Annotated in this window: 16 protein-coding genes and 2 pseudogenes; 4 read left to right on the top strand and 14 right to left on the bottom strand. The window is 36.5% G+C overall.

Annotated elements, in window-relative coordinates; all coding sequences use genetic code 11:
• Positions 1-10 precede the first annotated feature (10 nt).
• From A3IA_RS13120 to xylA, 12 genes and pseudogenes are all read right to left on the bottom strand, one after another.
• The gene (locus tag A3IA_RS13120) at positions 11-1,555 is read right to left on the bottom strand and encodes a sugar ABC transporter ATP-binding protein (protein ID WP_018381077.1); all 1,545 of its coding nucleotides are present in this window, start codon (positions 1,553-1,555) and stop codon (positions 11-13) included.
• A gap of 58 nt (positions 1,556-1,613) precedes the next feature.
• A complete protein-coding gene (locus A3IA_RS12080) occupies positions 1,614-2,810 on the bottom strand; it encodes a substrate-binding domain-containing protein (RefSeq protein WP_018381078.1) in 1,197 nt (398 codons plus the stop codon).
• A gap of 43 nt (positions 2,811-2,853) precedes the next feature.
• Entirely contained in the window at positions 2,854-4,278 is a 1,425-nt protein-coding gene (gene araA / locus A3IA_RS0109455) for an L-arabinose isomerase (protein WP_018381079.1), read from the bottom strand.
• A 17-nt stretch (positions 4,279-4,295) separates the two neighbouring features.
• A complete protein-coding gene (locus A3IA_RS0109460) occupies positions 4,296-4,991 on the bottom strand; it encodes an L-ribulose-5-phosphate 4-epimerase (RefSeq protein ID WP_018381080.1) in 696 nt (231 codons plus the stop codon).
• Between the two features lie 14 nt (positions 4,992-5,005).
• The gene (locus A3IA_RS0109465; protein WP_018381081.1) at positions 5,006-6,598 is read right to left on the bottom strand and encodes a xylulokinase; all 1,593 of its coding nucleotides are present in this window, start codon (positions 6,596-6,598) and stop codon (positions 5,006-5,008) included.
• A 115-nt stretch (positions 6,599-6,713) separates the two neighbouring features.
• Positions 6,714-7,775 (bottom strand): GntR family transcriptional regulator, encoded by a 1,062-nt coding sequence (locus A3IA_RS0109470; protein WP_018381082.1) that lies wholly within the window; start codon positions 7,773-7,775, stop codon positions 6,714-6,716.
• A 664-nt stretch (positions 7,776-8,439) separates the two neighbouring features.
• Positions 8,440-8,601, bottom strand: a pseudogene (locus A3IA_RS12780) (phosphoketolase family protein); the annotation flags it as partial.
• Between the two features lie 215 nt (positions 8,602-8,816).
• Complete coding sequence (locus A3IA_RS0109480; protein WP_026217658.1) at positions 8,817-9,854, bottom strand: aldose epimerase family protein; 1,038 nt, start codon at positions 9,852-9,854, stop codon at positions 8,817-8,819.
• A gap of 106 nt (positions 9,855-9,960) precedes the next feature.
• Entirely contained in the window at positions 9,961-11,640 is a 1,680-nt protein-coding gene (locus tag A3IA_RS0109485) for a glycoside hydrolase family 43 protein (protein ID WP_018381085.1), read from the bottom strand.
• A 17-nt stretch (positions 11,641-11,657) separates the two neighbouring features.
• Positions 11,658-13,148 carry an MFS transporter gene (locus A3IA_RS0109490; RefSeq protein ID WP_018381086.1) on the bottom strand — a complete coding sequence of 497 codons (1,491 nt, stop codon included), beginning with the start codon at positions 13,146-13,148 and terminating at the stop codon, positions 11,658-11,660.
• A gap of 63 nt (positions 13,149-13,211) precedes the next feature.
• On the bottom strand, positions 13,212-14,714 hold the full coding sequence (xylB, locus tag A3IA_RS0109495) for a xylulokinase (protein ID WP_018381087.1): 1,503 nt from the start codon (positions 14,712-14,714) through the stop codon (positions 13,212-13,214).
• A gap of 54 nt (positions 14,715-14,768) precedes the next feature.
• Positions 14,769-16,076, bottom strand: a complete 1,308-nt coding sequence (gene xylA, locus A3IA_RS0109500) for a xylose isomerase (protein WP_018381088.1) — start codon at positions 16,074-16,076, stop codon at positions 14,769-14,771.
• Positions 16,077-16,233: 157 nt separating this feature from the next.
• Here xylA and A3IA_RS0109505 point away from each other — a divergent pair, with 157 nt between their 5' ends.
• The 3 genes from A3IA_RS0109505 (at position 16,234) to A3IA_RS0109515 (ending at position 19,527) form a co-directional block, all read left to right on the top strand.
• Positions 16,234-17,391 (top strand): ROK family transcriptional regulator, encoded by a 1,158-nt coding sequence (locus A3IA_RS0109505; RefSeq protein WP_018381089.1) that lies wholly within the window; start codon positions 16,234-16,236, stop codon positions 17,389-17,391.
• A gap of 253 nt (positions 17,392-17,644) precedes the next feature.
• Complete coding sequence (gene dapD, locus A3IA_RS0109510) at positions 17,645-18,343, top strand: 2,3,4,5-tetrahydropyridine-2,6-dicarboxylate N-acetyltransferase (protein ID WP_018381090.1); 699 nt, start codon at positions 17,645-17,647, stop codon at positions 18,341-18,343.
• A gap of 53 nt (positions 18,344-18,396) precedes the next feature.
• A complete protein-coding gene (locus tag A3IA_RS0109515) occupies positions 18,397-19,527 on the top strand; it encodes an N-acetyldiaminopimelate deacetylase (RefSeq protein ID WP_018381091.1) in 1,131 nt (376 codons plus the stop codon).
• Between the two features lie 207 nt (positions 19,528-19,734).
• Here A3IA_RS0109515 and A3IA_RS12085 read toward each other — a convergent pair.
• Both A3IA_RS12085 and spx read right to left on the bottom strand, forming a co-directional pair.
• Positions 19,735-20,145, bottom strand: a pseudogene (locus A3IA_RS12085) (transposase).
• Positions 20,146-20,470: 325 nt separating this feature from the next.
• Positions 20,471-20,869 (bottom strand): transcriptional regulator Spx, encoded by a 399-nt coding sequence (spx, locus tag A3IA_RS0109525; protein ID WP_026217660.1) that lies wholly within the window; start codon positions 20,867-20,869, stop codon positions 20,471-20,473.
• A gap of 239 nt (positions 20,870-21,108) precedes the next feature.
• On the opposite strand from spx, the gene A3IA_RS0109530 reads away from it, so the two are divergent.
• A partial coding sequence (locus tag A3IA_RS0109530) for a helix-turn-helix domain-containing protein (RefSeq protein ID WP_018381094.1) occupies positions 21,109-21,327 on the top strand: 219 nt, incomplete at its 3' end.

Consider the following 21,327-nt stretch of genomic DNA (forward strand, 5'->3'; position numbering starts at 1 on the left):
TTCCTTTTCCCTAAGAGATTTTCTCTTTGGTCATACCTTTCATTAGATATTCTTGTGTGAATTTTTCCTTAGCCACGTCTTCTGTGATGACGCCTTGACTGACAGTATAAATCCGATCACATATACCAATCAATTCTGGCAATTCAGAAGAAATCACAATGATTGCTTTTCCTTCATCTGCTAACTGATTAATGATTTCGTAAATTTCATATTTAGCACCAACATCGATACCACGTGTCGGTTCATCAACAATAAGGATATCCGGATCTGAAATAACCCATTTTGCCAGAACCACCTTTTGCTGATTTCCACCAGATAAATTTGAAACTCGCTCTTCGATAGAAGGTGTTTTTATATGGAAATCTTTTCGATATTTTTCGGAAATGACCCTCTCGATATTATCGTCCATAATACCATGTTTAGAATGTTTATGAAGAGCCGCTAAAGAAGCATTCTCTCTTATGCTTTGTAATAGATTTAAGCCATAACCTTTTCTATCTTCGGTGGCATATGCTAAACCAGCTGATATAGCTTTTTTTACTGTTGAAGTATCCGTCTCTTTTCCATGAATGAACACCTTGCCAGAAATATTGGCTCCATACGACTTGCCAAAAATACTCATAGCAAGTTCCGTACGACCTGCTCCCATAAGACCGGCAACACCAACAATCTCACCTGAGCGCACACTGATAGATGCGTTATCAACGACTTTACGTTCTTGATCAATTGGGTGATGAACATTCCAGTTTTCCACCCTAAAAATTTCATCTCCAATATGAGATTCATGTTCAGGGTATAGACTAGTCAATTCACGTCCTACCATCGTCGCAATCAGTTTATCTTGATTTAGTGGTTCTTCTTTGGTATTAGGCATGTAACCGACTGTAGAACCGTCACGGATAATTGTCACATTATCTGTAATATCTTGAATTTCATTTAACTTATGAGAAATAATAACAGAAGTAACTCCTTGGTTATCACGTAAATCTCGTAAAATATTTAATAAATGAGCAGAGTCTTCGTCATTAAGTGCTGCTGTAGGTTCATCTAAAACCAATAATTTAACATTTTTAGATAGTGCTTTAGCAATTTCAACAAGCTGCTGTTTACCGACTCCAATATCAGAAATCTTGGTTTCTGGACTATCCATTAACCCAACGCGCCCCATAACCTTAATAGCATCAGAACGCGTTCTCATCCAATCAATGACCCCATGTTCTTGTTTTTCATTTCCTAAAAAGATATTTTCAGCAATGGACAGATAGGGGCTTAGAGCAAGCTCTTGCTGGATAACAACTATTCCAAGATCCTCAGAATCTGAAATGGTTTTAAATTGACATTCGTTTCCATCATACAAGATATTCCCAGAGTATGTACCGTAAGGATAAACTCCAGATAAAACATTCATCAAGGTAGATTTTCCAGCACCGTTTTCTCCACAAATTCCATGAATTTCACCTTTTTTGATATTAAGATTAACATTTGTTAGCGCTTTAACTGGCCCAAATGTTTTGGTAATATCTTGCATCTGCAATATTAAATCAGAATTTTCCATAGTTTATTTCCTATTTATTAGTTTTTAGTGCGATACTTTTTTGTTACAAGTAGACACCCTACTTGATAATCGGAGCTTTAATATCTTTTTGATATTGATCTTCTGTAATGAAGCCAACTTCAACAACATAATGTAGCCCTTTTTGTTCACCTTTAGGATTTTTCACTAATTCGTCAGAATTCATCAACCAAGTTGGAACATCTTTTTTACCATTATTCATTGGTTTTTTATCGGATTTAGGTGTTTTTCCTTCTAAAATATCCACCAACAAATCTCTTGTCTGGTCAGATAGTAATGATGTATCTTTAAATACTGTTTGTGCTTGAGCCCCGTGGTAGATATTGGTAATAGCAATATCCATACCATCTTGACCAGTTATAATTGGCCATGCTGAAGCGTTTGTTGGATTTTTTGAATCAAATGGAATCGATGGTGACATTTCTGGACGAGCGTTTTTGATTGATTTCATCGCTCCTAAGGAGATAGCATCATAAGGAGAAAGGACAGCTGCAAGTGGTTTATCTCCTAATTTAGTCATAATAGCATCCATTTGCTTTTGAGCCTGTGACTGATCCCAAGCATGCACAGAAATTTTCTTCCAATCTTTTGTAGTAAAGTCTTTTGTTACAATACCTGACGGATCAACAAGTTGCCCGGATTCAAAATAGGGTTGTAATAGATCCCATGCACCCTTAAAGAAATATGGAGCATTATTATCATCATCAGACCCTGCAAACAAAGCAATATTATATGGGGTGTCTTTACCTCCACCATTTTTTAAATCTAAACGATCAATAATAGTCTGCGCCTCTAGAATCCCCGTACGTTCTAGTTCAAACGTCACATAAAAATCGACAGATTCAGTATTCATAATAAGACGGTCATACGCAATAACGGTTGCCCCATTATCTTTAGCTTGTTTAACTGCTGGACCAACTGCAGTTCCATCAACAGAGGCTACAACAACGGCTTTGGCACCAGCCGAAACAAGGTTGTTAATATCAGTTGATTGTTGAGATGGAGAATTATTAGCATAAGCTAACTTGGTTTTAAAGCCCTGTTCTTCTAATTTTTTTACAAGATTATTACCGTCCATATTCCAACGTTGGTCAGCTTTAGTTGGCATTGAGATTCCAATTAAATCACCTTTTTTAAGCTGTTGTCCATTATCTTCCCAACCACGAGTTTGGCTGCCACAACCATATAGAACAACCATCATCATAGCACCCAATACTGCAAAAACAAATGATTTCATTATATTTTTCATAATTTTCCCGCTCTTTTCAAAAGTCAATCTTTTATTTTATCAATGTATACTCAAGTCCAACAAGTTTAGCCCATGCAATAATTTGATCAGAAGTCAAATTCAAGGACACAACTGTATGGTGACCTCCGCCAGCTTCAATCCATGATTTAACACCACTTTGGAAGTCTGGTTTCACTTTCCACATAACTCGAGCTACTGGTAGTTTTGGTGCAGCTTCTGTTGGCTCAAAAGCTTCTACTTCATTAATTAGAAGTTTATAGTGAGTACCAAAGTCAGCCATTGATACAACGACACCTTCACCAGCTTTACCATCAAATACTAGACGAGCTGGATCAGCCTTTCCACCAATACCTAATGGTGACACAAGAATACGAGGTTTATTAGCCGCAAGGCTTGGATCTACTTCTAGCATATGTGATTGTAAAATGGACTCTTTGCCTTGTGCTAACTCATAAGTATAGTCTTCCATAAAACCTGTATTTTGATTATGTGACATTACCTTCATAAAACGATCAAGAGCAGCTGTTTTCCAATCCCCTTCACCAGCAAAACCATAACCTTGAGCCATTAACCGTTGAACAGCTAGTCCAGGAAGTTGCTCCATTCCATGCAAATCTTCAAAATTTGATGTGAAGGCAGTATAGCCACCATCATCAAGGAAACGCTTGATGGCAATTTCATACCTTGCTTGAACCTTGACATGCTTTTCCCAAGTTGCTTTATCATAATCTGCATAATCAAAGTCGTAAAGAGTTTCATAATCTGCAAAAAGATTATCAACTTCTTCATCTGTAACTTGGTTCACGACTTCTACCAAATCTCCAATACCAAAGTAATCAACTGTCCAACCAAACTGAATTTGAGCTTCTACTTTATCACCTTCAGTTACTCCTACATTACGCATATTATCACCAAAGCGAGCAACTTTGATGTTGAAACCTTCATTGTAGGCAACGGCAACATCCATCCAGCTTCCAATTTTTTCTTGTACGCTGTCATTTTCCCAATGTCCTACTACAACCTCGTTATTTTTTTTAAGGCGTGCATTGATAAAGCCATATTCACGATCCCCATGAGCTGATTGATTTAAATTCATGAAGTCCATATCGATTGTTGACCAAGGAATTGATTCATTATATTGGGTCGCCAAATGAAGCAATGGTTTTTGAAGCAACTTAGTGCCGCGAATCCACATTTTCGCTGGAGAGAAAGTATGCATCCATGTAATAACACCAGCTACTTCATCACGATAGTTAATCTCTTTCATCAGTTTAGTGATACTATCTGCTGAAACCGCCAAATCTTCTTGGAACACTAACTTATATGGTAACTTACCACTGTCATTTAGTTTTTTTACCATATCCCTAGCATGAACTTTTACTTCTTCTAAAGCTTCTTCACCGTATAAGTGTTGTGATCCCACAACAAACCAAAATTCTTGATTTAATTCTGACATTTTAAACTCCTTTTTATTTATTTTTGACCATAGTAGGCATTTTTACCATGTTTACGTTGATAGTGTTTATCCAAAATGTGCTGAGGCAAATCTGGAGAATCTGGATTTAACTGACGCGTAAAGAAGTTCATTTTACTTACTTCTTCAAGAACTACTGCATGCATGACAGCATCTTCAGCATCTTTCCCCCATGTAAATGGTCCATGACCCTGCAACAAGATTCCAGGTACTTCATTAGGTTTTAGGCCCCGTTCCTTAAATGTTTCAACGATTACCGCTCCAGTCTCAGCTTCATAGCCTTTGTCTAGTTCTTCTTGAGTTAAGAATCTCGCACAAGGAACTGTACCATAGAAAGTGTCTGCGTGTGTTGTTCCCAATGCAGGCAAATCTTTTCCAGCTTGAGACCATACCACTGCCCATGGAGAATGTGTATGAACAACCCCACCAACATCTTGAAAATATTTATATATTTTTGCATGAGTTGGCATATCAGACGATGGTCGAAAATCCCCTTCAACGACATTACCGTCAAAATCGCAAACAACCATGTCGGAGGCTTTCATAGCGTCGTAGTCAACTCCAGAGGGTTTGATAACAAATAAACCTTTTTCACGATCAACTTGACTCACATTTCCCCAAGTGTATTTTATTAATCCCCGCTTGGGAAGTTCTAAATTTTGTTGATAAACTATTTCTTTTAGATCTTCTAACATATTTGCCCCTTTCTTTAAATTATCTTGCCAGCTAAATTCTCAATGGCTAAAGCTTTTTCAAATGCTTTAATAAATTGTTCAAATTCTTTAACGTCTTCGTCTTTTGGTTCAATACGATACCGTTCTACTTTTCCAAAAACATCCTCATCTAAAAATTCCTGAAGTGTTTTTTCTTTTGAGAGACGTGTATAATTCGCTAATACTGCAATACCCCAAGCACCACCTTCACTAGCGGTTGTCATAACTTCAACTGGAGTCTTTATCGCACCAGCTAATAACCTCTGAGCCACATCTTTAGTTTTAAAAAGTCCACCATGACCAAGAATGCTATCCAACTTAACTTGCTCTTTATCTGTCAAAATACGCATCCCTATGGATACCGCAGCAAATGCTCCGTATAACTGCGTTTTCATGAAATTAGCTAATCCAAAAGGACTTTCTGCACGCCTCACAAATAGTGGGCGACCTTCATCAACCTTGACAATGTCTTCGCCTGAATGATACGGATAACTAAGCATTGGTGCTTCTGATAACTGTTCTGTTAACATATGATTAAACAGAATTTCATACAATTTCCCTTTATCAGCCTTACCTCCAGTTAACTGAGTTAACTCATCAAACAGGCTGACCCATGCATTCAATTCTGTCGAACAGTTATTGGCATGCACCATGGCAACACTGTCTCCAACAGGAGTGGTAACAATATCAATTTCTGGGTAAACATTTTTTAGAGGCTCTTCTAAAACAACCATTGAAAATATTGAAGTCCCAGCAGAAATATTACCCGTTTTCGGTCTAATACTATTTGTTGCCACCATCCCAGTACCTGCATCACCTTCTGGAGGACAAAAAACAGAACCTGATTGCAAATCACCCGAAGGGTCTAGCAATTTTGCGCCTTCTTCGGTCAAGGTTCCCGCAATTTCTCCTGCGGATAATACCTTTGGTAATAAATCTTCTACCTGCCAGGATAACTGTTTTGATGCGACCAAATTATTGAAACAAGAGAGCAGTTTCTCATCATACTGACCTGTATCACTATCTATTGGAAACATCCCAGAGGCATCTCCAACGCCTAGTACAAATTCATCTGTTAATAACCCGTGCACATAGCCTGCAAGTGTTGTAAATCTAGAAATTTGTGAAATATGATCTTCATTATTTAAGATAGCTTGATACAAATGCGATACACTCCATCGGAGCGGCACATTAAAGTCAAAGGCTTTTGTTAACAGCTGTGCTGCTTCTCCAGTATTTGTATTTCGCCATGTTCGAAAAGGAACTAATAATTCCCCTGCATAATTAAATGCTAAATAACCATGCATCATTGCACTGATTCCGATTTGACCAATACATGACAAAGTCATACCATACTGATCCTCAACTGATCCCTTTAGCTGTGAGTAGGCTTTTTGTAATCCTGACTGAATCGAATCCAAAGAGTAAGTCCATAAACCATCCACTAATTGATTTTCCCAGTCATGATTTCCCTGAGCCAAAACATCATTTGTATCTGATATAAGAACAGCTTTGATACGTGTAGAACCAAATTCAATTCCTAATGAGACATTTCCTTTTAAAATATCATCTATTACTTTTTTGTCCATACAACCCCCTATATTATTGTAAGCGCTTTTCTTAATTATAATCCTTTTATGCGGTTTTGTAAACGCTTTATTTATTTTTTTAAAAAATAAAATTGTGCATTGTACGCACAATTTCTTACTTTATGATGATTTTGGGTTGAAATAAATACGTACTTATCTCTTTATCATCTGTTCCTTTTAGCTTTTCTAAGATGATTTGTACGACTTTTTCCCCTAAAACATACTTTGGATGCTCCGCAGATAAAGCTATCGGATAAGATTTACCCAATTGAGAGTAGTCAAAGCTAGCTATGGTAAGTCTCTCTATGAGATCAGGACAAGTTTGTGTTAGTAATCTAATAAGATCTATAGCCAACTCATCATTGTAACAGATAAGCGCATCAACCTCTGCCGTTCTTTCCAAATAATTGATAACAGAATTTATAACAATATCTCTATTCGAATGATTAAAACAGAAAATATCTTCATTGGAAAATAATTTATCAGACTGAAGATGAGCTTTAATAAATCCTTCCAAACGATCTTTCCCCTGCTTAAAATCCCAATTTGTCACAATAGCAATCTTTTCTAAATTTCTTTCGAACAGCGCCTCTGTCAAATATTGAGAGGAGCTAACATCATCTAAACTAACTGTGGGGATATCGATTAAGTCAATTCGTGAATTAATAAAAATAAGCGGAATCCCTGCTTCCCGAATACGAAGGTACTCAGAAATATTAGGATTATAACAATTGCTTTTTGCTGGTTCCATAATCAGAGCATCAATACCTTGATTTTGCAAAGAAAGCAAGCACTCTTTTTCCTGCTCAAAATCATTATTACTACTTGATAATATGAGGCTGCAGTTATTTTCTCTAAGAGTTTTTTCGATACCACTAATAATCTCAGGAAAAATGTAGTCTGATAAAGAGGTTAATAGAACACCTACTGTTATGGTTTTTTCATGCTCTTCTTCCACACGATTCGCTCTTTCAGCAACAAAGGTTCCCGAACCACGTTCGCTAACTAATAACCCCTCATTAACTAATAAAGATATTGCTTGTCTAACGGTGTGACGACTGACTTGATAATCATTTTGTAGCATTTGTTCCGTTGGAATTGAAGTCCCTTCTTCATACAAGCCGCCTAAAATTTTCCCCCGTAAGTCATCAGCTATTTTTCTATATTTAGCAACCATAATTATTTCCCTCTCAAAATTTGTACGTACATTTATTTTACAATTATTTCACCTTATTTTCAAGAAAAATTTCACCACAACTAATATTACCAATGTTTAAATACAAATAACAAGAAGCAAAAACAGAACCAAGCCAAACCTTTTTAATAGGTTTATTGCTATCTAATGTTTTTATTTTTCAATCATTTCAACATTTTATACTGCTGACACAAATCATAGTAGAGCTAGGTTATTAAGAAGTTTTATTAGAATCTATTTTTGATTTCTATTTAATACAAGTATTTTCAACCTAATATTCTAAAAAAGACAAACATCAAAATTGACGTTTGTCTACATCCTGAAATCACCCTTTGAAAGAGTGATTTTTCTTTTTTATTACAGGTTATTAGGAAGTAACTTTAAAATATAGTGAATTGAATAAAGGTTAGGACATCGTTAAGTAGCTTTGATGAACTCTAGTTCTATCCACAGTTCCTTGCCTTGTCCTATTCCTTTCTCAATCCACTATAAGATAGCAAATCAAATAATATGTGCAACACGCATGCTCCCCTCCACGAGAATATTTTATTCAATGAAGCAAAAGTATCTGATGAGCATCCCAAAGTCGCGAGTCTGGTCTCTGACCATAGCAGAAGTTGCTTTCATGAGGAGTTTATATTAATTAATATTCTCCCATTGGATGGGCTTTCAAATCTTCTGCTTTAACATCACGTTTTAATAGTGAATTATCTTTTAAATACATTTGCGCTGCGGATAGATAGTTAGTCGCACGCCACCAGGCATCGACTTTTCCTAAATGCTCTTTTGAATTGAAATCGAATGACATATTTTTCTCCTTGCGATTTTTTAGACAAATATAGCTATAAAGAAACTTGTAAGCCGTATTAAGGAAATACCAGACTCACAAGCTTAGTAACTAACTTCTCATTTTTTCTATGATATCGTCGAATGAATGAACTTTCAGACAAGGAAGGGAAGAAGCGGACAGTACTTGAGTACGGCAAAACGAAAGTAACGATGTATCAAAGTTAATTCAAAAGACTATAAAACTAAACGATAAGTCGTTTGACTATGGAATTCTTCCGTAGGATCAAGACGAATGTTACCCAGTCCTAGCATATTAATAGCATTAGAAGCTTCTTGCGTTTCAATAGCGATGCCTGAATGAGACTGTAAAGGGTTATCCCAAACATCAATTGAACTCTCAATTTTATTTAATGTATATACAATAACTACTGGTCGATCTGTAAGGATTTCCACTTTATAGTTTGTTTCAGAACAAGCTAACCTTAAAGCAACTTTCTCTTTTTGATTAAGCATGAAAGGGTGATCAATACCGTTCATCAGAACTAATTGTGGAGTCTCAACCAATAATGAATCTTGTAATAAATGTGGAGTTCTAAAATCAAAAGGTGTTCGTTTCATATACTTTTCATTACCGACAGGAATTCCGTCTGCTTCTAGTGGTAGAAAATAATCAGCATTCACAAAAAACTCATGATTAAGCACAGGAGCGGAATTATTACCATTTAAATTAAAGTAAACATGATTAGTTGGATTAAAAATAGTCATTTTATCCGTTGTAGCTTTATATGTTACTGTCCATTCATTTTGATTATTAAATGAATGAATAACAGTAATCGTAACATCTCCTGGATAGCTTGAGCCTTTTTCCTCATCTACATAGGAAAAGATAATATCAATTTGATTTTCGCTTTTTACAATTTCAAAATCAAATCTGTTGAAATTGTAACCGTTTTGACCTCTATTAAAATAATTTATCCCCTCATTACAATCTAAAATATGATGATTACCATCCAGGACAAACTCTCCGTCAGCAATACAATCTGCTACTCTTTCGATAGTTCCACCAAAAAAATATGGAGATTCAAAAACTTCAGTTGCATTACGATATCCCAAAATGATTTGTTCAAAACGTCCCTCTTTTAAAACTCCCCAGCTATTGATTCGAGCACCCAAATCTGAGAAACCAATTTGTACCCCTTGATCATTTGTAATAAGAATTTCAACATAGGATTCCTCATTATAAATTCCAAAAGGAAGCATATCTACTCTCATGGCAAAATCCTTTCTTCCTTGATAATGTTAGAGACAACCTTCTCATAATTACAATTATTTATTGAATCAGAAAATTACTTACACTAAAACAAACTTTAAATCTATATTAGTCAAATCTAGATTCACTAGCTTCCCATGTATAATTTCCATCTAAGGTCAGCCTATCTCCTAATTCTTTGTAAGTAAATTCATAGAATTCTGCTTTCTCTTCATAACCTGAATAATCTACTGCTGCTAAACCAACAAATGCTCCTGTAAAGAAACCACCATAAGATTGTACAACATAATCATCTGATAAAATTGCTGCATCTAGGGTAACAGGAATTTCGTTAAACTCTGTTCCATCAAAACTATATTCATAAGTATAAGTTTTTTTACGAACTTTTGTTCTAAACCAGACAAACTCCGCTCCTTCAGGAATTTTGATTGCATCATCTTTTAAATAAGATGTGTAGGTTCCTCTATTATTTTCTGCTACTTCAATGACTGGACCATTGATTTCATTCCAAGTAATAAAAACAAAGCTCCAATGTTTATCGTTATAATAATGAGTCAGACCTGCCATTTGTTGATAATTAAATGGTGTAAATTTCACTTTTACTTGTGCATCGAAGTAAAAGGCTTGCCAACGTCTAGCAATCAATGAAAGATTATGTGTATTGGCCAAAGAACCTCTGCCAATCAAAGTTAAACGTCCACTACCAGTTTCTCCCATTTCTTCTGTAAACGGCACACGTAATGTATTCCAATCCAATTCCAATACTGAACTAGTAAAATTATCCTCTTGACTATGATGTCTTTGAACTTCTGTGGTAGTACCATCTTTAGGTGGTTCTACAAAAGTCCTACCTCCATGTCCACCTTCAATACGAGGCCATCCTTCATCATCCCAATAAACTTTTTGAATAGATGTTTCTCGACCTAAGGTAGACCATCCTCTAGGATCATAAGCAGATTCACCTTCATGGTTCCAAGGACGAGCACACAATGAAGCATAATACCACTCACCTGATGGCGTTGAAACTAAGGCACCATGACCTTGTTTCTGAATATAACTATCAAGCGTATCTACATTGGTAAGGAATACTTCACCTGGATCTGTCTCAAAACTATTAGTATCAAGAGTTTTCGATCGAGCAACCACTTCTTGATGAGTAAATACTGTTCCACCTTGGGCCGCAAATAGATAATAGTATTCATCAATTTTATACAAATGTGGTCCTTCAACCAAGCCAACTGGAGTCCCTTCGTAAATAGTACGAGCAGTTTCTGGTTTTAATTTCATTGTATTTGTATCAAACTCTGTTAAGGTAATACCATCAAACGGATGATGGTACTCACGGTGATCCCAAGTTTGCTGTACTAAGTATTTGCGGCCATCGTCATCGTGAAATAAAGAAGCGTCAAAACCAACACCATTTAATTTAATTGGGTCTGACCATGGTCCTTTAATATCAGTAGCGGTGGTCAAATAGTTGGTCATGTCTTTAAAGGCACCTTCTGTTACTTTGACATCAGTATAAACTAGCCAAAATTTTCCATCTGCATAGGATAAATCTGGTGCCCAAATACCTCCTGAGGAAGGATTTCCTTTCATATTCAATAATGTCGTTGTTGATAAAGGACTAGGTAATAATTTCCAATTAATCAAGTCTTTTGATTCATGTAATCTAACTCCTGGAAACCATTCAAAAGTTGAATTTGCAATATAATACGTATCATCTACTCTAATAATACTTGGATCAGCGTTAAAGCCTGGTAGCACTGGATTTTGAATAAGTGACATAATACCATTTCCTCTTTCTATTGATGTTGAACACGTTTTTTATCAAGTTCTTTATTAATTTCAACAATATCTTTATCTGAAATTGGGTACATTTGGATAATTACCGATGCAATAATAGCAAGTAAAATAGGGAGCCAGATAGCAGTGAAGTTAATACCTGACAAAGCTTTAGCAGTCTGTGTAGTTGCTGACTCTTTGAAACCATACGCTGCTAAGAACCATAGCGGAACTGCTCCACCAACTGTATAGCCAACCTTGAAGAAAAGTCCCATAATAGCATTTATGATAGCAGCATTACGTTTTCCAGATTTAAGTTCTCCATAAGCAACAACCTCTGGCACAAGAGCCCACATAAATCCGGTAGCGGAGGTTAATCCCCATTGTTTAATAAAAGTAGAAACATAAGCCAACCACAAGGTATCATGCATTCCATCCAACGACCAGACATAAGTGAGTAACTCACCTACGATAAACATGCCAATAAAAAGATGGAAGAAGCCTTTTTTACCAAACATTTTCTTAATTTTCGGCCAAAATACAGGGAATGCAATACCTGGAATAGAAGCGATAAGACCAACTGCACCCATCCATTCAGAATGTTCAACAACATATTGATTGAAGAAACCATTAACTGTATTCATAAAGAACATGAATGTAAAAGCCATCATAAAGAATAAGCCTAAAATAAGCAAGGGACGATTATTTTTAAGTTCTAAAATAAGATCTGCCGCACCAACCTTGGAAGATTGTTCTGCAGTAGCTACAACACGCTCTTTTGTAAGTTTATAGCAAAGGAAGAGTGCAATAGCTCCTAACACCATATAAACAGAGTAAACATTAAACCAAGCATTCGCAGCTGATGGGTCTGTATAATTCCCCATTTCTAGTTTTAATCCAAAAAAACCAGTTGACTTTAGACTACGCCCCTCCGGAGCAGCCATTTGCACAAACATTGGAAACAAAGTATAAACTAACAAGTTCGCTACATTAGCTAACATCATACGAGTACTTGTTAATTTATCAATAGATTCTGGATCCCTAGTCAAAGAGGCATTAAGTGATCCATATGGAATGTTAACCACTGAATACGCACAATCAAGAATAAAGTATACAACAAAAACAAATGGAACAGATCCTTTTAAAGCTGGAATTGGAGCGAATAGTAAAGCGGCTAAAATAACCAGAGGAATTCCTCCTCTAATTAACCAGGGACGATATTTACCAGCTTTTGATGTTCTTTGGTCTACATATGTACCTACAAACGGATCCCAAAAAACGTTAAATATTCGAACAACCAAGAAGATAAATCCTGCCGTTGCTGTCCCAATAGCATCAACGGTAGTTAGATATAAGGCAAGAAATCCTCCTAAAGTACCGAATACAAGGTTTTGGGCGAAATCACCTAACCCATAACCTATCTGCTCCGCAACAGTCAACTTATGATACTCTTCATTTTGAAGTTGAGTCATCTTAGCATCATGGTTTAATGCATTATTATTGCTACTCATTAAAGTACTCCTTATATTAATAATTGATTATCTGTTTAATAAAAATTCATCTTTGAATATTTGTCAGGATTCATTAAAATCAACTAGCTGATGTGATAAATCTGCTGTTGCTTGGTATGATTTTTTCCAAATAGCATAAATTTTATTATATTTTTTAACATTTTCTGGCTTTGGTACAAATGTTGCTTCTTTATAATGGACAAATGCCTCTGTCACTTCTTCAAGAGTATCAAACAATTGGCAACCATATGCTGCTAGCATGCAAGCACCTAGCCCCGGTCCTTGCTCAATAGTCAAACAAACCATTTCTGCATCAAAAATATCAGCTTGCATTTGTAAAATATCTGGATTTTGAGCTCCACCACCAATTGAAAGTAATTGTTTAAATTTCTTTCCTTTAGTAGACTCCATGATATCTTTAGAATCTCGTAAAGAGAAAATAATACCTTCTAAAACAGCTCTTGAAAAATGTTTTCGTTCATGTCGCACGGAAATTCCAAGAAAGCTTCCTCTGATTTGGGAATCAAAATGTGGTGTTCTCTCACCAACAATATAAGGCGTAAATAATAATCCTTCTGAACCTGGTTCTACAGTGTAGACTTCAGAGAGTAACTCATTAAAATGTTGACCTTTCCCAAAAGTCTCCTTGTACCAATTAAGAGAATTTCCAGCTGCTAAAGTAACCCCCATTGAATAAAAGGCATTTGGCACTGTATGATTAAAGAAATGCAGTCTACCTTCATAATCGGCTATTTGGGATTCATATGCTGAAACAACACCTGAAGTCCCTATTGAAACCAAACCAACATTTTCATTGATTAAACCAACTCCTAGAGCTGCTACTGCATTATCTGCACCGCCAGCAAAAACTTTAACTTCTTGTTTTAAACCAAATTTTTCAGCAATATCAGCTTTCACAACTCCTGTCTGATCTGTAGATTCCAATAAGTCCGGAAGAATATTCATATCTATATGAAAGGTATTCGCTATTTTTTCAGACCATATTTTTTTTTCAATATCCAATAGTAGTGTCCCAGCTGCATCAGAATATTCAGTATAAACATTTCCCGTCAACCAAAGACTTAAGTAGTCTTTAGGTAGCATAATTTTGTTTACCTGCCCCCATACATTAGGTTCATTTTCTTGTAACCATAAAATTTTAGGTAACGTAAAACCTTCCAGTGCGATGTTTTTAGTTATTTTAAATAATTGATCTCCCAATTTTTGATTAATAGTTTGGCACTGTTTAGTAGTTCTAACATCATTCCATAAAATAGCTGGATATACCGGCTTATTATTAGAATCTAATACAACAAGCGAGTGCATTTGCCCAGAAAAACTTATTCCTACTAATTCTTTTCCAAAATCAGATACTTCGATCGACAAATTTGTTAAAACCGTTTCTAAAGCAACTACCCAATATTCTGGATGTTGTTCTGAATACCCCTGTTTAGGAGTATCAATTTTATATTCAGCAGATTTAGTGACGATAAGTTTGCCACTATCATCCATCAATACTCCTTTTAAGCTAGAGGTTCCCAAATCAATTCCTAATACATAAGACATTCTATTCCTCCCAAAAATAAAGGTGTAGAACTTCCACACACCTAATCTTAGTGATTAAACGAGGTAATCATTCAATTTTGATTTGACTAATTCAATATGACTAGATTCTAATTTTGGATTATCATGTTTAAGGGCATATTCTGTCAAGCTTTCAAAGTCTTCTTTATCTGCAACGATGCTTGCACCAATACCTTCTTTGTAGCTTGCATAACGTTTATCTTTGATATCTTCAAAGAAACGATCTTCTCTCAATTTAGCTGCCGCTTTAAGTCCACGTGCAAAGGTATCCATACCAGCAATGTGTGCTAGAATAAGATCTTCCATTTCAAATGAAGAACGACGAACTTTGGCATCAAAGTTAATTCCGCCAGGTGTCAAACCTCCATTTTTTAGAATTTCAAGCATTGCAAAAGTTGTATCATAGATGTTTGTTGGAAATTCATCAGTATCCCAACCAAGTAATAAATCTCCTTGGTTAGCATCAATTGATCCAAGTGAATCAAAATCACGTGCTACGTTTAATTCATGTTCGAAAGTGTGCCCTGCAAGTGTTGCATGGTTGGCTTCAAGGTTAAGTTTGAAATCTCCTTCAAGACCATGTTTCAAAATAAATGACATTGTTGTTGCCGCATCAAAATCGTATTGGTGTTTTGAAGGTTCTTTGGGTTTTGGTTCAATCAAGAACTGAGGTTTGTGACCAATTTTTTCACCGTAAGCAATAGCCATTTTGAAGAGACGAGCAATGTTATCTTGTTCAAATTTCATCTCTGTATTGAGAAGAGTTTCATAACCTTCCCGTCCTCCCCAGAAGACATAGTTTTCACCACCAAGTTTTTTAGAAAGATCTAAACCTTTTTTTACTTGAGCAGCTGCATACGCAAATACTTCCGCGTTATTTGAAGAAGCAGCACCATTATTGAAACGTGGGTGTGAAAACATATTTGCTGTATTCCAAAGAAGTTTTTTTCCTGTTTCTTCCATTTTTTCTTTGATGTGGTCAGTAATTTCATCAAGATTTGCAAAAAATTCTTCTAGTGAGTCTCCAGCAGGTGCGATATCTACATCGTGGAAACAGAAATAATCAACATCTAATTTTTCAAGAATTTCAAAGAAAGCATCTACACGATTATGAGCTGTTGCCATAGGAGTTTCACCGATCCAATTACGTTCATTAACGGGTGAACCAAACGGATCTGATCCATCTTGAGTCATTGTGTGCCAGTAAGCAAGCGCAAAACGAAGATGTTCACGCATAGTTTTTCCCTCAACAACTTCTTCAGGATTATAGTGACGGAAAGCAAAATCGTTTGTTGATTCCTTGCCTTCAAAAATTACTTTTTCTACTTGTGGAAAATATGACATGCTAGTGTCCTCCTTAAAAATTTGCTTTTTGTTAGTTTGTATATTAAACTAACTTATGAAGATAGTATAGCTCCATAAAAAAAGTTTGTCAAGCGCTTTCAATGTTTTTTGACATTTTTTTTCATTTCATCTAAAATTAATGCATAGTGAGGTTTATATGATACAGGATAAATACGTTATTCGTCAGCAAAATGAAAGTATAGTATTAAAAACTATTATTGAAAATAGAACTATTTCACGAGCTGAAATCGCTAATCAAGTTGGTTTAAATAAAGCATCCGTTTCTTCTATTGTCAATGATTTATTAGATAAGCAAATCATTCTTGAGACCGGAATAGGTTCATCAGGTAATTCTGGAGGAAGAAAACCGATTTCTCTAGAATTTAATCCAGCATCCGGGATGACTCTTGCTCTAGATATCGGTTACAACTATGTTAACTATGCCCTAGCTTATCTAGATGGTACTTTTTTTATTCAGGAAAAATTAGAAACTTCCATAACTAAACATAACTGTATTCCACATATTATCGAAATCGTGAATAACCTTATTCAAAAAATGCCTAAGACACATCATGGAATCATTGGAATGACCATAGCGATTCACGGAATTGTGGATCACAACCATATCGTTTTCACTCCATCTTATAACTTAGATCAATTGGATCTGTACCTACAACTAACCAATTATTTCGAGTTCCCTATTTTTTTAGAAAACGAAGCCAATTTAACAGCGCTTGGCGAATTTACTTTCTTCCAAAGTATTGATAATATCATTAGTATTAGCATCCATAGTGGTATAGGTGCTGGTATCATTCAAAATAAAAAATTACTACACGGAGCCCATTCACAAGCTGGTGAAATGGGACACACAATTCTTTATCCAAATGGAAAACTTTGCTCTTGTGGTAATCATGGATGTCTTGAAAAATATGCTTCTAATAGGGCAATATACGAATCTTTTAGTCAACATTTTGGTTTAGAAAAAGCAAATTCAGACAATATTGTTGACGCAATATCGAATAATGATCATTACACTACAGAATTACTTAATGCTAAAACAAAAGAATTAGCTGTAGGTATTAATAACTTAGCTTTGTTATATGATACTCAACTGATTATTGTGAATAGCTCAATATTTTTGAAACTCCCTCAATTCTTAGAACCCTTAAAAAGCGCTTTAAATAGCAAATTCACTCGGGAAATAGATATTATAATTAGTGAATCTGGTGATAACGCAACACTGTACGGTGGTGTCGCACTATCAGTTGCAAGTTTTTTAAATATTGAGTCTGTTCAATTTGCTAAAATAAGATGATATCTCCAACATCAAAATTATAAAAGAGGTTTCTCCCAGGAGAGGCCTTTTTTCGCCCATCTATTCCCAAATTTTCTGAAAATTTGTTATAATATATACCATCAACCGACTTAATTTTTGAAGAAAGTGGGTGTTTGGTTGGGTTTGTCTAAATCTTGCCCTAGCTGGGTGACTGTGAACACTACGAGTGGAGTCAAGCTGTGTTGCTACCTCGTTGGTTTTCTGGCTAACCAAACACTCTTAGGAGATTAGAATGACTGCTCAAAAAATGACTGCTCAAGAGATTATTTCTTATATTGGTAACGCTGAAAAGAAAACTAACGTTAAGGTAACATATGCTGGACAAGTGGCTGCTGATATCCCTGCTTCAGTAATCCAGCTCAGTAATGTTCTTTTCGGAGATTGGAAAGATATTGAACCACTCCTTGAGGGAATGACAGAAAACGTTGATTATGTTGTCGAACAAGATGGTCGTAATTCGGCGGTTCCTCTTTTAGACAAGCGTCGTATCAATGCTCGTATCGAACCCGGTGCTATTATTCGTGACCAAGTCACTATTGAAGATAATGCCGTTGTTATGATGGGAGCTATCATCAATATCGGGGCTGAGATTGGGGCTGGTACTATGATTGACATGGGGGCTATCCTCGGAGGACGTGCAACAGTTGGTAAAAATAGCCATATTGGTGCCGGTGCTGTTCTTGCTGGTGTCATTGAGCCTGCTTCAGCTCAACCTGTGCGCGTCGGTGATAATGTTCTTATCGGTGCTAATGCCGTTGTTATTGAAGGGGTGCAAATTGGAAATGGAGCTGTTGTTGCAGCAGGTGCTATTGTCACAGAAGATGTCCCAGAAAACGTTGTGGTAGCCGGTGTACCAGCACGTATCATCAAAGAAATTGACGCCCAAACCCAACAAAAAACAGCATTGGAAGATGCTCTACGTAACCTTTAACATTAAAAAAGCTGAGCATAGCTCAGCTTTTATCACAACTAGGAAGAATTATTATGGCTTTAGATTTAATCCAAATTAGACGAGACCTTCATCAAATCCCTGAAATCGGCTTAGAAGAATTCAAAACACAAGCCTACCTCCTCGAAAGAATTGCAGAATTAACCCAAGATAAACCCTTCGTCAAGCAAAAAACATGGCGCACAGGGATCCTTGTTTTTGTTGAAGGCTATGCTGCTCAAAAGACGATTGGTTGGCGAACTGATATAGACGGACTTCCCATCAGTGAAGAAACGGGTCTTGATTTTTCCAGCCAACACATCGGACGAATGCATGCTTGCGGTCATGATATGCACATGACAATTGCTCTAGGACTTCTCGAAAAACTGACACAGTCGCAACCAAAAGAAAACTTACTTTTTCTCTTTCAACCTGCCGAAGAAAATTTGGCTGGCGGCATGCTCATGTATGAAGATGGCGCCTTCGGCGAATGGGAACCTGATGAATTTTACGGTCTTCATGTTCGCCCAGATATGAAAGTCGGGGATATTGCGACCAATACTGGTACCCTGTTTGCTGGAACGTGTGAAGTCAAAGTAAGGTTTAAAGGTAAAGGTGGTCATGCAGCCTTTCCTCATCAGTCAAATGATGCTCTAGTAGCGGCGGCTTATTTTATTACTCAAGTTCAAACAGTTGTCAGTCGTAACGTCGATCCAATTGAGGGTGGGGTGGTTACTTTTGGCGCTATGCAGGCTGGTACGACAAACAATGTTATTTCAGAGACGGCTTTCATGCATGGAACGATTCGAGCACTGACTCAAGAGATGAATCTCCATATTCAAAAACGTGTCAAAACCATTGCAGAAGGTGTCGCTGCTAGTTTTGACATGGAGGTTGAGGTCATTCTAAACCCTAGTGGCTACCTGCCTGTGGAAAACAACCCAGATCTAGCTCGTCAGCTCTTGAATTTTTTCCAGAAACAACCAAATACCAATCTGATTGAATGTCTTCCTGCCATGACAGGAGAAGATTTTGGTTACCTTTTAAACAAAATCCCTGGTGTCATGTTCTGGCTTGGTATTGATACGCCCTATCCTTTACACCATGCCAAAATGAATCCAAATGAGGAAGCTCTCGCTCTGGGTGTTAATCACATCTCAGAATTTTTGAAATATAAAAGTTATTAAACATTGTCATCTGTAGTGGGGGACTTATAGCTAAGTACACGAGAAAATTAAATTGTGAGACAACTAAAAAATCAGCTCTAGAATAGATGATAAACCGAAAAAACAAGGAATTTCAGTTCTATCATTTTTGCAGTGGTTAAGCTCCATCACGGGGCATAAGCCCTGACGCTGGCATTTACCTTGTTCAAGCCTCATGCTCTTGGCTCATCACTCACCTTTTAATGAACTTTGGGGATCCCTAACGGGAGCTTCATACGCTTTGGCTCTTATTTTACCAAGCGCAATAGCATGTTCCTCCCGATTTTGAACATCCTTCTTTCTTTATCCTAGCTTCGTTAAGACCAATGGTACTGACATGGTATCCCTTAGCCCAAAAGTGCCAATCCCAAAATTTATATTTGAGATTAACGCGTTTATCAAACACCATGACCTTTCAAATAACCCATGGAGCTTCCAACACTAAGTCTCCGTGGAATGCTTGCTAACATATGAACATGGTCTGACATTCATAGCCTCCAATGATTTCAATACTCTTATACTGTGAAAAATTTCTCCCAAACTGCTTCGGTATTGATTATAGATGTGTTTTGTCGATAAAGTGACGTGATATTTATACATTCATTTCGTGTGCAATAAGCTAGGTGCTATACTTTCCCTCCTTTCGTTATGCAATGGGCTTGAACACCTTTATGGTATCGCGTTAGGAGTTTTTGCTTAGCCACCAATCCATACCCGTATGCGAGTAGTTTTTTGTTTCGCATCTTCGAAGTAATACTCAATAAAAATCAAAAGCAGACTAACCGCCGCCGATGCAGATAGAACTGGTGTTCATCAAAGCAAGTCAACAAGGTTTGCTTTTGATTTTCGAAGAGTATAAAACGGACTTGAAGCCATAATAAAAAATGCTTAGCAAAATTAACTAAGCATTTCTTCCTGTTATATCTTATAGAGCTGCGCGCAAACGAGCCTGTTCATTTTCAACGTTACGAATATTACGAGGCAAGAAAGCACGAATATCATCTTCCTTATAACCCACTTGAAGACGCTTGTCATCAATTAGAATTGGGCTCTTAAGAATACGTGGATTTTCCTGAATCAAGTCAATTACTTGACTGAGACTAAGCTCATCAATATCGCAGTTCAAAGCTTTAGCATAGCGATTTTTTGAAGAGACAATACTCTCAATTCCATTTTCAGTTTTAGCCAAAATAGCCAAAATTTCTTCTTTTGTAAGTGTTTCTTTTCCTAAATTCTGTTCTTTATAAGGGAGCTTGTGCGCATTGAGCCAAGTCTTAGCTTTTTTACAGCTCGTACAACTTGAGATGGTATAAATTTTAATCATGTACATTCTCACTTTCTATCCCATGATAGTATCATTATAGCATGCACACCCTTTCAATGATATAGGTCCTGCGACCTATTTTTTTAGTTTGTCAAGAATTTACTGTAAAAATCGGTTAAAAACTTAACTTTTTCTTAAACTAAAAGTTCTAAAATGAAGTTAGCCACTTAAAAGTATGAAAAAACACCTCAGAGAGATATAATTGTAATCACCACAAAAACAATTAGAAAGACTCTGAGATGCAAGACTATTATACACCAAAAGGAAAACATTTAACACTATCAGACCGTAGAAATATTGAACGTTGGNTACATGAAGGGTGTTCCAATCGTGAAGTGGCTAGGCGACTAGATAAAGCTCCTCAAACCATTCATAATGAGGTCAAGCGGGGGCTAATTCTCCAACAAGTGCGTCAAAGTAGGTTCAAAAAGGTCTATTCAGCCGACAGAGCTCAGATG

The sequence above is a fragment of the Streptococcus thoraltensis DSM 12221 genome (genome assembly GCF_000380145.1).
GTDB lineage: Bacteria > Bacillota > Bacilli > Lactobacillales > Streptococcaceae > Streptococcus > Streptococcus thoraltensis.

Coding starts and splice junctions, on each gene's coding strand:
- xylA (WP_018381088.1), bottom strand. CDS start 16,076: ATGTCATATTTTCCACAAGTAGAAAAAGTAATTTTTGAAGGCAAGGAA.
- A3IA_RS13120 (WP_018381077.1), bottom strand. CDS start 1,555: ATGGAAAATTCTGATTTAATATTGCAGATGCAAGATATTACCAAAACA.
- A3IA_RS0109485 (WP_018381085.1), bottom strand. CDS start 11,640: ATGTCACTTATTCAAAATCCAGTGCTACCAGGCTTTAACGCTGATCCA.
- spx (WP_026217660.1), bottom strand. CDS start 20,869: ATGATTAAAATTTATACCATCTCAAGTTGTACGAGCTGTAAAAAAGCT.
- xylB (WP_018381087.1), bottom strand. CDS start 14,714: ATGTCTTATGTATTAGGAATTGATTTGGGAACCTCTAGCTTAAAAGGA.
- A3IA_RS0109465 (WP_018381081.1), bottom strand. CDS start 6,598: ATGGACAAAAAAGTAATAGATGATATTTTAAAAGGAAATGTCTCATTA.
- A3IA_RS0109505 (WP_018381089.1), top strand. CDS start 16,234: ATGATACAGGATAAATACGTTATTCGTCAGCAAAATGAAAGTATAGTA.
- A3IA_RS0109490 (WP_018381086.1), bottom strand. CDS start 13,148: ATGAGTAGCAATAATAATGCATTAAACCATGATGCTAAGATGACTCAA.
- A3IA_RS0109470 (WP_018381082.1), bottom strand. CDS start 7,775: ATGGTTGCTAAATATAGAAAAATAGCTGATGACTTACGGGGGAAAATT.
- A3IA_RS0109460 (WP_018381080.1), bottom strand. CDS start 4,991: ATGTTAGAAGATCTAAAAGAAATAGTTTATCAACAAAATTTAGAACTT.
- araA (WP_018381079.1), bottom strand. CDS start 4,278: ATGTCAGAATTAAATCAAGAATTTTGGTTTGTTGTGGGATCACAACAC.
- A3IA_RS12080 (WP_018381078.1), bottom strand. CDS start 2,810: ATGAAATCATTTGTTTTTGCAGTATTGGGTGCTATGATGATGGTTGTT.
- A3IA_RS0109480 (WP_026217658.1), bottom strand. CDS start 9,854: ATGAGAGTAGATATGCTTCCTTTTGGAATTTATAATGAGGAATCCTAT.
- A3IA_RS0109515 (WP_018381091.1), top strand. CDS start 18,397: ATGGCTTTAGATTTAATCCAAATTAGACGAGACCTTCATCAAATCCCT.
- dapD (WP_018381090.1), top strand. CDS start 17,645: ATGACTGCTCAAAAAATGACTGCTCAAGAGATTATTTCTTATATTGGT.